The 12806-nt window shown below is 56.4% G+C and carries 8 protein-coding genes; 6 read left to right on the top strand and 2 right to left on the bottom strand.

Going from position 1 to position 12806, the window contains the following annotated elements:
• Positions 1-45 precede the first annotated feature (45 nt).
• On the top strand, positions 46-828 hold the full coding sequence (locus LAP85_28385; protein ID MBZ5500331.1) for a hypothetical protein: 783 nt from the start codon (positions 46-48) through the stop codon (positions 826-828).
• 657 nt (positions 829-1485) lie between these two features.
• Here the strand turns inward: LAP85_28385 and LAP85_28380 are convergent.
• Entirely contained in the window at positions 1486-3879 is a 2394-nt protein-coding gene (locus tag LAP85_28380; protein MBZ5500330.1) for a protein kinase, read from the bottom strand.
• A 411-nt stretch (positions 3880-4290) separates the two neighbouring features.
• Here LAP85_28380 and LAP85_28375 point away from each other — a divergent pair, with 411 nt between their 5' ends.
• The 5 genes from LAP85_28375 (at position 4291) to LAP85_28355 (ending at position 11806) form a co-directional block, all read left to right on the top strand.
• Entirely contained in the window at positions 4291-6894 is a 2604-nt protein-coding gene (locus LAP85_28375; GenBank protein ID MBZ5500329.1) for a protein kinase, read from the top strand.
• Positions 6895-7288: 394 nt separating this feature from the next.
• A complete protein-coding gene (locus LAP85_28370) occupies positions 7289-7873 on the top strand; it encodes a hypothetical protein (protein ID MBZ5500328.1) in 585 nt (194 codons plus the stop codon).
• Positions 7874-8614: 741 nt separating this feature from the next.
• Positions 8615-10357 carry a VWA domain-containing protein gene (locus LAP85_28365; protein ID MBZ5500327.1) on the top strand — a complete coding sequence of 581 codons (1743 nt, stop codon included), beginning with the start codon at positions 8615-8617 and terminating at the stop codon, positions 10355-10357.
• Between the two features lie 118 nt (positions 10358-10475).
• A complete protein-coding gene (locus LAP85_28360; protein ID MBZ5500326.1) occupies positions 10476-11012 on the top strand; it encodes a hypothetical protein in 537 nt (178 codons plus the stop codon).
• A 413-nt stretch (positions 11013-11425) separates the two neighbouring features.
• Positions 11426-11806, top strand: coding sequence for a hypothetical protein (locus LAP85_28355; GenBank protein ID MBZ5500325.1), 381 nt, complete (start codon positions 11426-11428; stop codon positions 11804-11806).
• A 188-nt stretch (positions 11807-11994) separates the two neighbouring features.
• On the opposite strand, the gene LAP85_28350 is transcribed toward LAP85_28355, so the two are convergent.
• Entirely contained in the window at positions 11995-12264 is a 270-nt protein-coding gene (locus LAP85_28350) for a hypothetical protein (GenBank protein MBZ5500324.1), read from the bottom strand.
• Positions 12265-12806: the final 542 nt, after the last annotated feature.

Genomic DNA, 12806 nt, shown 5'->3' with positions numbered 1-12806 from the left:
ATGAGCCCCCTTGGCACGAGCTGAGGGGCTTGGCAACCCATAGAAATGCCCGGAATTTCGCGCACCGGCGTGGCGGCAACGCGGGAGCGGAAGTTTCAGGGCTTAGGCGAACGGTTGTCCGTGGAAATCCAGGCTAGCCCAGACCCGAAAATCGTAGCTCGGATTTCTGATCCTCAGCAATGGAACAAATACAGCTACGTCAGAAACAGTCCATTTGTGTATGTGGACCCGGACGGCCGCGATCTCCACATCGTCGTTACAAATTTCGTAGTCGGTGAAAGCTACGTTAATCGGTATACGGCTTCAGAAATTCGTAATAATCCACGACTTGCCCAAGAGCAGGAAAAAGTCCCTACTTATCGCGTGACATTTTCCAACGATTCAGGGTCAAATTATGAAGCTATCGTTACCCGTGATTCAAACCGAAATGGCCCGACGAGTAAGACGAGAGGAGATTACGGTTCCGGCAATGAGGCTCCTCCCGGTGTTTATGCTGGCGCCGTGCGCGATGACGGTGCGCTTGGGTATCGCATAGAAGTTCGTGATGCAAAGGATTCCACTAGTGCAATAATAGCCGGACCTGATGGACAACGGTCATATATTCAGATGCACATTGGGCCTGGTTGCTCCGAAGGATGCATGTTGCTAACAGGAGGCCAGCCGGGCAGGGACGAGTTTCAAAAGCAGGTAAAGGCACTTATAAATGAGGATATTAAGAACGAAAACGGTTCTGCAATCAGCATTATAATCGTAAATCGAAATGTTCGAAGGTTGGGTGCCTCTATGAGAGGCCTAAGACAAGAATTGGAGGCCGATTTTTCAATCTAAAGTCCGCATCCCAGGCGTCATAGTAATCCCCGATTGTCTGCGTCCCACTTTCCTGGACTCTTGGAAACAGCTGCGCATGGTCATCGGTCTTAGGTCCAATAATCAGGCCTGTTTTGTTGATGTAAGCGGGAATCTGAAGGGTGAAGAATTATCAAAATTCCGACCCGTGAGCACCATGGCGTTGTCAGTCCCCCATCCCCCATCCCCCAAGACATCACGTTTTGGCACGGTTCGGAGGTTCCGCCTGCCTGGGGCGAGCAAGCAGACTCTGGTTGTCCGGATTCTCGGGAGCCAGCTCGGCGGGGGAGGAGGCGGCATCGCCTCGGTCCCACTCATTAAATCGCTGACCGTGGCATTTGAAGTCACCGCCCGCTAGGCGGAGTCGCGATGAGTGGTCTCGGTGCTCATCTATTCCAGAGCGTGGCAGCGGACACGCTTCCCAACCAGACGATTCCTCCCAATCGGCCAGCTGGCAGAACCCGGCACAGTGATACCGGGAGGGGTTTTGTCCGGATACGCCCACTATACGCCCTCGTGGCTGAAACAATGGATCTCAGCCTTCCCAGAACGGAACGGGACAACTACGATTTGGATCGGCCAAGGGCCTACGATCCAGGAACATTATGCCTAATATTAAAGTGTTGGTCGGCGAAACCCTTAACGGGAACCAGACGCAGGCAAAGGCGGAAGATTCATGCGACGCAGCAATTCTGGGAAATGCGAGTCCTTGCGCAGAGTCGCGAATGCCGGGTTAACCGTGATCCAAGGAACCCAGGCATGGTGGGGCTCGTAACCCAGCCATCGGAAGGCTTCGTCCATATCACCGAGAGCTATGCAGATTTGGAATCTCCAAGTGACATTAAATGGTGTAGGTTTCTGCTGATTTAATTCCGCCAGCAGCTTTCGTGCTTCTTCCCTTCGGCCGGCAGCAGCATAGATTGGCCCGACATGCCATCGATAGGTGCTGGAGAGCTCCCCCGCCTTTCGGGACGCAGCGATGGCGTCGTCATACATTCCCCTGAGTTGGTAGGTATTTGCCAGGAAAGCATAGCCTAGCGGGTATTCAGGAGCCATCTCAATAGATTTCAGGGCTTCGGCGGTCGCCTCTTCGTATCGACCCTCATAAGCGTATAATAGTCCCAAATGACTGCGTACCTCTGGAGCGAACGGATTCAATTCCCAAGCTCTTTTTTGGTCTTGTTCGGCTTGCTCCATATGGCCGAAGAGAACATGAAGCCACGCACGGTGAAAATAGGCCTCGGCTAGGCTGGGATTGATATCCAGGGCGCGATCGAAGTCCCGAAAGGCAGCATCCCAGTTCCATTCCTTGTAGCCTTCGACCATAGCCCTGGCTGCGTAGACCTCGGCAAACGTGTTGTCCAGTTTGAGCGCGGTCGCTGCGGCAGCCTTTGCTTTTACCAAAGAGTCCTCCTGGGCTTCGGCACTGTGAGCTATCTCGCAATAGCCCAATGCCAGCCCGGCGTTCGCCAACGGATCCGCCGGATCCTTATCTACGGCCTCCTGGAAGTACGTCAGCCCCGTTTTGGCTTCCGACAGTGTTCCCTTGTTCAGGTGGGACATACCCCTCAGATAGGCCTCGTAGGCTGCGGAGTCAACTTGGCGAGCACTGGCGAGACGCGATTCTTCCTCCGGCGTAAGCCTGACCTTGATCGCCCCTGCGACCGCCCGCGCCAATTCGCTCTGAAGCGCCAAAACACTGGCGAACTCTCGCTCGTACCTATCAGCCCACAACTGCTGGCCCGTTGCCGCCTCATACAACTGGGCAGTTACGCGCACGCGGCTGGCCTCGCGCATCACCGATCCCGTAAGCACTGCCTCCACATTTAAGGCACTGGCGATCTCCTGCGGCGTCTGATTGGTCCCTTTGAACTTCATTGCCGACGTCCGTGCGGTCACCCTCAGGCCTTTGATCTTCGAGAGAACCGTGATCAGTTCTTCGGTCATCCCGTCCGCGAAGTCCTCCTGCGCGCTGTCGCCGGAGAGGTTCGCCATCGGCAGGACGGACAGCGAGCGAAACCTCGGTGCCCCCAAAGTGCCAATCAGTCGATTGCGTACACCCTCGAGGTTCAGGCCCGTCAGAACCGCAATGATGGTGACCGAGGCTACGCCCAGCACCGCCGCCAGCGCTAACCATGCCCTGCGAGATAGCCCACGCCTTTTGCCCACCCAGGCCGGAACGTCGCCGCTTGATTGAACCGCCTCCAGTGCTGCCCGTACCTCCGCGCAGTGCTGGTAGCGTCGATCCGGCTCCTTCTCCAGACACCGCTCGATGATCGTTATCAACCCAGGCGGCAGCGGGCCTGTCCGTCCCGTCGTAAGCGGCAGAGGGGTCTGACTCAAGATGGCCGAGCTCAGCTCGAACGGCGTCCGCCCTTGGAACGGCCGCGCGCCAGTCGCCATCTCGTACAGTGTCACGCCCACTGCCCAGATGTCGCTGCGGCTGTCCACAGCCTGGCTACGCAACTGCTCCGGCGACATGTACGCCAGCGTCCCCACGGTGGTCCCATCGGAGGTAAGAGCCGTGATCGTTTCCTTCGTACTCTCCATTCCCCCTGACGGAACCAACTGCTTCGCCAGCCCGAAGTCCATCACCTTGGCATGGCCGGTCTGCGTCAGCATGATGTTGGCGGGCTTGATGTCCCGGTGGATTATCCCCTTCCCGTGCGCCGCCTCGAGCGCCTCCGCCACTTCGATTGTGATCTGCAGCGTATCCTTCAGCGGTAATGGCCCCATCACCAGTTTATCTTTGAGCGAGTGGCCGTCGACGTGCTCCATCACGATGAAGTCACGCCCGTCGGATTCGGCCACTTCGTTAATGTGGCAGATGTAGGGATGGTCCAGCGCCGCTGCAGATCTGGCTTCACGGATGAACCGCTTGCGTGCAGTGGGGTCCTTCTGCATCTCAGGGGGGAGGAATTTCAAGGCGACTTTGCGATGAAGCGATGTGTCGTCGGCAAGAAACACTTCTCCCATGCCTCCCTGGCCCAGCTTGCTAATGATCCGGTAGTGCGAGATAGTGTTGCCGATCATGGAGCATTTCTCTGCCGGCACTTCACGCGATGCAATTAGAACGATGTGGAATCACTGGGATTATAATCGATTCGGTTCGGCCTGGGGTAGCTGAATCAGCCACACTTGTTGGGATTTTGAGGGTTTGCAGACGGGTGAGTTGTCCATAAACGGTCCTGTGGGAAGTTGACGAATTAGTAACGCAAAACCTGCTGCGCCGGCGCGCGATGGCCCGCCTCCGGCTTGAGGGCCAGCTGACAGCCAATACTTCCTTGAGGGCCGTTTTTTACGGGCCTGCCGGTTTCCGGTATCGGACTCACTCGCGTAAGTGCCTTGGATTCAGCTAGCCAGGGCGGAACTGAGTCGACTATAATTGCAGCAATCTATCTTTTTCTGGCTGCAGAGTGCGAAGAGCCAGTGGAGGAATTCTCCATGATCGGCAAGAGCCTCTCGCACTACCGGATCACTGAAAAGCTTGGCGCAGGAGGCATGGGCGTCGTCTACCGCGCCGAGGACACCAAGCTCGACCGCCAAGTGGCCATCAAGGTGCTGCCGGATATATTCAACAGCGATCCCGAGCGTTTGGCCCGCTTCGAGCGTGAGGCCAAGCTGCTGGCATCGCTGAATCATCCCAACATTGCCACAATCCATGGCCTGGAGCAGGCGGAAGGACAGCAGTTCCTGGTGATGGAGTATGTGGAGGGACGGCCGCCGAAAGGGCCCCTGCCGGAAACCGAGGCGGTGAAAATAGGCATCGAAATCGCCGCCGCGCTCGACGCGGCACACCGGCGGGGGATCGTGCACCGGGACCTGAAGCCGGGCAACATACTGGTCTCGAAGTCCGGCGTCAAGCTGCTCGATTTCGGGCTGGCGAAACTACAGGCCTCCGGGCCGCAAGCAATTTCCGAAACCACCTTGACGCAGCCGCTCACCGGCGAGGGCGCCGTACTTGGGACGCCGCAATACATGGCTCCGGAACAGGTGGAAGGCATGCCGGCCGATGCGCGCACCGACATCTTCGCGTTCGGCTGCGTGCTCTACGAGATGCTCACGGGCCGCCGCGCCTTCGACGGGAAGAGCCCGGCCAGCGTGGCCGCGGCCATTCTGGCCGGCGAGCCGCCGCGGATTCACGAACTCCAGCCGATGACCTCGCCCGCGCTCGAGCGTGTGGTGAAGACCTGCCTGGCGAAAGATCCGGACGATCGCTGGCAGTCCGCCCGGGATCTCAAGCACGCCTTGCAAGGGGTGCAGGAATCGACCGGCGCCCCGGCCTTCGCGAGACCGCATGCACGGGCCGGGTGGATCACCGCCGGCGTGCTGTTAACTGCGGCAGCGGCTCTCGGATACCTGGCTTTGCACCGCGCTCCCGAGGCGGCGCGTCCCGTCCGATTCACTATCGTAGGCCCCGAAGACACCACCTTGCGGGAACCGAGGGTATCGCCTGACGGCGAGCGCATCGCCTTCAGCGTCGCTTCACCCGGCGGGAGACCCCAGATCTACGTTCGCAGGCTGAACTCTTCCGAACCGGTGTCGGTCCCGGGAACGGAGGGGGCGACGGACCTGTTCTGGTCCCCAGACAGCCGGAACATCGGGTTCTTTGTCGACGGACGCCTCAAACGAGTGGACCTCGCCGGAGGACAGCCCCAGACACTCTGCACGGTACTAGCCGATGTGACCTACGCAGACTGGAACCGGGACGACGTAATCCTTCTTGGAGGAAAGCGCAGGGGGCTCATGCGAGTGCCCGCGCAAGGCGGAGCTCCTGAATTGGTGACCATGCTCGACCCCAAGAAGCGGGAATTGGACCACATCGCCCCGGTGTTCCTGCCCGATGAAAAGCGCTTCGTCTACATCACCGGTCTAACGCAGGGTCAACTGCAGGCAAAATGGGGATCCCTTGACGGCAAAGAGTCGGGTGAACTGCCGCTTCAATCCGCGTTGCTTCAGTTCGTGCCGCCCGATTCTCTGTTGTTCCCCCGCGAGGGCATGGTGTTCGCGCAGAAGCTGGATGTGAGAAGCATGAAATTCGCCGGTGAGCCCCGGATGGTCGGTGGACCGGTGCGGGCGAATGTCAACAACCTCTATCAGTTCTCGGCTTCCGGCAATGGCGTCCTCGCATGGGTCACAGCGCCCGCCCGTACCGTCTCGGAGCTGGTTTGGTTTGATGCCTCTGGCCGGCGCATCGGAGCGGTTGGACCGCCAGCCTATTACGGCAGTCTCGCCCTTGAACCCGATGACAGCCGATTGGCCGTGGATATTTATGATCCGTCCACGAAAACGCGGGATATCTGGATCCTTGATCTGAACCGCGGCCCCAGGACCCGCTTCACCTTCGATCCAGCCAACGACATGGACCCCGCCTGGTCGCCGGATGGCAGTCGGATCGCCTGGACCTCGGACCGCAAAGGTGTGCGGGATCTCTACGTAAAATCAGCCAGTGGCACGGGCCAGGACGAGCCCCTGTTGGTTTCCTCCATGCCGAAGAATATGGAGGACTGGTCCAAAGATGGTGGCTACCTGTTTTTCAATCAACCGGTTGAGGGAGGTCCCGAGCTCTCGATCTTCGCCCTTCCGATGGGCCCCGGAGCGGAGCGCAAACCCTTCCCGGTCCGCGCCACCGAGTTTTTGGAGCGGCAAAGCCAGTTGTCACCCAAGTCGAATTTCCTTGCTTATACTTCGAATGAGTCCGGCAGGCAGCCCCAGGTCTACGTCCAGCCCTTTCCGCCCTCTGGCGGCAGATGGCAGGTCTCGCCCGCCGGCGGATCCGAGCCCCAATGGAGGTACGACGGCAAAGAGCTTTATTACGTGTCCGGCAACAAGCTTCTGGCGGTCCCGGTGAAGACGGACGGCGCCAGCTTCGAAGCGGGCGTCCCGCGCGTCCTGTTCGAGGCCCGCTTTGCCGGTGGGGGACGGCGGAATCGATACGTGGCCGCGCGCGACGGCCGTTTTCTGGTGAACACGCTGCCGGAACAGACCCAAACCGAGCGCTCCTCCATTAGTGTTCTGGTGAACTGGCAGGCCTCGGCCGGGAAGTAGCACTGGCCCCGACCGGCAGCTGAGAGCCAGGAACTTCCGTACTCTCTTTTGGCTGAACAAGTGCTGCAGGGTACGTGATCATGCCGTCCGGATGGCGGACGCCCGGTTCCATCCGGAGACCCCTGGATGCAGCTCTATTCTTGCTCTGTTCCATGATTTCGTTTTCGCCTCACCAGTTTTGAGCGGCACAAAATGCCCGAAACATCCGACTCCCTGTGTTGCTTTGTGTTGCTATCGGGTGCCTAAAAGTAGTCACCTCCCAACGATTACGAGCCGTGTCTTCTGGTAGGCATGGAGGTAACCATCGCTTCGGCTGACGGCGCTTTGGTTCCTGTTCGCGGCGTGTCAGGGACAGGAATATGTTCATGGAGGCGAGCGTGCGAAGTATTACACAATGCTTGAAGGTCAGGTCAAGGATAGCACATTTGTGAAGTTTCTTCGGGACCGAGGCGCAAAATTGGAAACGGATGCGAACGGATTGTTGCGAATATATGTGCAGGAAACGCCGGAAACCATTCCTGCAGTCGTCAAATTTCTTGGGCTTATGAAGACGCGGATGAGAGTGAACCTGGAAAATTTGATGAATGTCAATACCACACGGGATGCCAAGGGGAAAGTTAATCCTTATCGGAGAAAAGAATTTTTGATCGATAAGGATGGGAACGCATCCGTTGTGAGCGATGAGGCATCTCCAATTATACGATACATTCCAGGTCATCCTCATGCGGATGAGGAAGGTTATGTTTCATTTCCAAATGTCTCTGTGAGCGAGGAAATTGTGGAATTAGATGACGCGTTGCGAGAATATAATCTTGCTGAAGCTCTGCTGGAACGATGTTTGCCGGGCAACTATGTTCCGGACTATTCGATTCAAATGGTGAGGTGGTTTGCTGAGCATTTCATCTGGGAGATTGAGGAAAATCGAGATCAGTTGGATCGGATCGAACGAAAACTGGATGCGCTGAAACCTGCCAAGTAGTGCGCTATGCGCTGGGTGCTGTTCTGCGGTGTCAATGCTGAAGCCCTCATTTATGTTTCCCGAACCATCATCTTCACTTAAATGGCTATGATACTGCGCCTTTTGCAGGGGTTTTCCAATTGAAATATAGGCAATCCCCCCAGATACGGCGTTGTGGTAAGTCGGGTTTGATTTGCAGGAACACTTGCCAGCCCCGTCGTTCCGCGCTGCACGGATTACTTTATTGTACAGTCGCGCCATCCGTGTCTCCTGGAGTCGTGATTAGCACGCTCTTAAGGAACTTCGGCTCCAGCGCTGCCGCGGCGCGGTTGAGTTCCTGCCGCCGGATGTGGGAATGCGGCTCGCGCGGAACATTTTCATTCGTCAGCCGCTTGGCGACCTGTGCCGAGATGTGGCCGATTTGAGCACCAAAGGAGAGTGGCACCGGCTACCGCGGAGCGGTTTCATCCATCGCCTTTCATCAGAACCAGCGGGCCACCCTCACTTGCGGTCGTACCCGGGTGGGCCGCAGAAGTCAGGCAGTTTAAACTTCCTACACGTTCGTTTCCATATACGCCTCCAAAGCCTCCATGACTCGAGGGATTTGGACACACTTCCGCTAACTCATGCTTTCGTCTTGTTCTCTGTATTAGCAACTGCATACAAAATAATGGAACTTTGCGACCAGTTGGCAAGAATAAGACATAGGAACTACCATAGGCATCGCAAGAAGCTGTCCGTTCTTCTTTGGGAGCAGAGTCCGTGAGTCGCGGGCAAATACAGGTCATGCTGACGGCAATTGTGGTATGCATATTTGCTGCCGACGCGCAGCAAGCGGAGGACATTCGCCAGATCGAATTCAAGGCCACCCAATCCGTATTCGTAATGGCGGTGAAAACTTCCAGCCAAGTGGAAAACGTGCTTGGCGATAGATATTTCCGCAATGTGATCCAGGCATCATGCGACTCGACAAGCGAGCGGACCTTGTATCGGGGCTCGCGGCAGCCTCAGTCGAGTCCCGGACCCAAGACGCTTGAGCGGTCTGCCCTGTCGGGCAATCCGTTGATAAGCACCGACCCCCTGCTCAAGACCAAAATCGAGGATGAGTTCAGGGCACAAAAGAAGTTTAGAATCGCGCCGACCGCCGAGGGCGCCGATTTCGTGTTTTTTGCTTTCAGCAAGTACCCAGCCATATGGATACAGGCATCAAATCCCGATCCAGCGACTGGAGAAAGTGCCAAGGTCGCCTATGGCAGCTATGGAGACTCGCCATATTCAAAACAACTCGTGCAGGTATTTGTGTTTGTAATGCCGGCGGCTGCGTACATGCAGGTCAGGAAAGATGTCTTGACATTGAGCGATGCCGCCCAGTGGCAGGGTTACGCAAACGGCATGGGATTCTCGCCTAAGTGCACCAGTCCTGCGCAGCAATCCGCCGCACGGGCTCTGGTCAAGAAGTTTCACGATGAGGTATTGAAGAAACAGCGGTCCGAACGTCCGCCAGCCGCGAATCGGCAGGCACAAGTTGAGGCAGAGAAAAAGCGAGCTCCCGATGATAAAAGGTCTGTATCGGACCTGCCATCGGCTGCAGGAGCTGGAACCACCATCAAGGTCGATACATCGCTGGTCGTGGTTCCGCTAACTGTGCTTGATGGTCAAGGCCAGTTCACACCGGATCTGGCGCGGCGCGATTTTCATGTTTTTGAGGATGACGTAGAGCAAGAGATCAGCCATTTCAGTTCTGCGGAGGCGCCGTTTAGCGTTGCGCTGTTGCTCGACACCTCCAGCAGCATGAGTCTCAGGCATGAGGATGTCCGGAGCGCTGCGGGGGCTTTTGCTGCCCAGCTACAGGATCAGGACCGATTGATGGTCGTCTCCTTAAACAGCGAGGTTTATGTGAACGCGGAATTCACCGGCGACCGCGCTCAGCTTGAGCAAGCGATCGGCCAAACGCGTGCCGGCGGGGGAACAAGGCTTTTTGATGCTCTGGACCTCGTACTCACCGAGCGGCTCAGCCGGGTTGTGGCACGTAAAGCCATTGTTCTTTTTACGGACGGTGTCGACACGGAGAGCAGGCTGGCTGACGCATCGCGAAGCCTTAAGCTTTCCGAAGAATCCGGAGCTCTGATCTACACAATTCATTACGACACATCGACCGACGTGCCGGTAGCGCCGGGGTCGCTCAAAATCAACGGCAGGGCGCTCGGCGCTCAGACCACCAATGCTTCCGCGGTCGGAATGGAAGCATACCGTCAGGCATCCCAATACCTTGCTGACCTGCCTGAGCGCACAGGGGCGCGCGCTTACCAGGCGAAAACTATTGACGAGCTAAGGCATGCCTTTTTGCAGATCGCCGAAGATTTGCGTCAGCAGTATGAGATCGGTTACTACCCAATCAACGCGTCGCATGACGGTTCTTACCGACATATTCGTGTTCAGGTGGACCGCCCCAACGTCACTGTGCGCGCACGCCCAGGGTATCGTGCGGCATTGAACAGGCGGTGACAGTGATGTTTCCGGTATCCTCCGGCTGTGCCTGATGCCGGGTTGATTCTTCTAAACGGGGCTTCCGCTTCCATGCGGTGGTTCAGATATAAGTGACACTTCTGACTTAGGAGAAATCATGAAGAAGAAAATGTCTATCCTGTCTTCTATATTCGGTGTGTCCATCCTCGGCCTGTGCTCGGCGGCTGCTGCCATCACTGATTTCTCGGGCACCTGGGTCTTGGATCACAGCAAGTCCCAGGGACCACTCGCACAAAGTATTTGGACTATCACGCAAAACGACAAGGAAATCTCAATCTCGGTCGATGACGTAATTCAATTTGGACCAGAGTCCTCCGGCTCGAAGCGAGGCACGAAAACCTATAAGCTGGATGGCAGCGAGACCACCAAGGAGGCGACATTGAACTCTATCGGTGTGCCGGCTCCGGAATCTTCTCACCAAGTCAGGACGACCGAAAAGGCGAAATGGCTGGACGGCGGCAAGGTTCTTGAATTAGTCCGCCTAACGGAGCGCGGCGATGAGAAAGTCACCGAAATCGACCGTCTGGAATTGACCGACAACGGCAAAACCCTCAAGGTAAAATCCACCTCGGAGTCCACCTCGTCTACCATTCCAAAACGTCAGGGTGGAGATTACATCTATACGAAAAAATAGGTCCATCTACGGAACACCTGCCGAGGCGCTCTTTCCTGACAGACTGGCGGCTTCAGCGCACCCCTGGTGTGATAGAACAGGTCTATCGCACTTGCATCAGGATCAGGGTCCGATTGGAAGGACGTGAAAAAGTGGTCAATGTACGTCGGGACAACCTCCTCTCGGACGAGGATGGATGAAAGCATTCGGAAGGTTCCCGATAGGGCGGCAACCATCCCCAGGGGCAAGTGTCCGTATACGCGTTTATCGTTCACGTGCCCAAGCGTGGGAGCCAGAGATTTCTACAAGTGCATCAAATTCAGCTATAAACGGCTGCAACAGCGGATTATAATGAGGAAATCCACAGGTGCTCCGAATACATTTCGCGAGACACACACTGCAGGTTACATGCGCAGCATCTGCAGGGGGCAATCATGCGACACAATTGGGTAAAGTGCACAATCGGAGTCTTTGTGATCCTCGCGCCGGTGCTGTTCACCATAGTTGCCATCGCCGAATTGTCGATCGGTTCGGGAATAAGAGCCTGCAGTCAAAAAGCACAGTCATATTTTCACGGCAAGCGAGTCGAAGCCCTTATCGCGATGGTAGAGTGCGAATCATGCTATCTGCAGGACAGAAATGACGCCGTCTGGACGTTGGGCCAGCTTGACGATCCACGCGCCTTGCCGGTCTTACAGAAGTATTATGCGGGGACGAGGGGCTACCAGCCGAACAATCTCAGCCAAGACAGGCTTCGAATCGCGTTACGGCATCTCCGGCATGACGATCACAATCGGTTCGAGTCCGTTTTATAGCGCTGGATGTTGCCAGTCGAAAACTGAAGCTTCTTTCCCTAACTATCTAACGCAAATCCGCGAAACTCCCACGAAGTCGCGATCTGGGAAGTTACGGACCCGCTGTGTTGGATCAGGGGGCGAAAAGTGGCATACTCGTACAATGAGAACTTGCGCCTTCGACCTAGCGCGCCGGAGGATTGTAGATCTCAATGGTCGGTTTTCTCGTTGATCTGATGCAAATCTCTCAGCATCCGATCAGTCTCGGCACGCGAGCGCCGGTCAGCCACGAGGTACAAGACCGCGGTACCGATTTCCACCGCAATAAACAGGGGCACAAACCAGCCGTAGGCACTTTCCGGCACGAAAATAACAAACACGAAGATATATGCAAATGCGACAGAGATGAGTAAGCCAAGCAGTCCCTGGGGACCTTCGCCCTCGGTGCCGCTGGAACCAGTACCAATCGTCGGCTTCACTGGGCACTTCCTTCCACGCGTTTGGATGCATTTGAATTTGCTACCATTATACTCCTTCGCATCGCAACACGGCAAAGAAATCTGTAGCCGGCGGTATAATCGGCTTACCGGACAAGTGGCCTATGCTGCCGCATCATTCCGCCGCGCTGCCGGAAACACCACTAACCGCCCGGAACTGGCTATTGAAAAATAATTGGCCGAGTAAGCGATTGGATCACCATGAAATATTGGAACTTCCCTCCTTTGCTGCAATGGGGGCAAAAAGTGATCTCCCGACATCCACGCAACAATCGATTACGGAGCATCAACTATGTCCGTAACGCGCCGAGGTATGAGTGCGGCCAAAAAGCCAGGCAAGATGATTGGGAGAAATGCATATGCGACGATTTGCATATACGAAGCAGTTTATGGTGTACCCCAAAAACTGGACAGGTGATTAAGGTGTAAAATCGCTGCCGCCTCGGAGGAGCGAGCGATGAAAAGAGAGCGGAAGCGGTATGATGGGACACTCAAGGCCAAGGTAGCGGTGGAAGCGATCAAAG

The sequence above is a fragment of the Terriglobia bacterium genome, assembly GCA_020072565.1.
In the GTDB taxonomy this organism is placed as follows: domain Bacteria; phylum Acidobacteriota; class UBA6911; order UBA6911; family UBA6911; genus JAFNAG01.
This window is presented reverse-complemented; position numbering and strand designations above follow the sequence as displayed.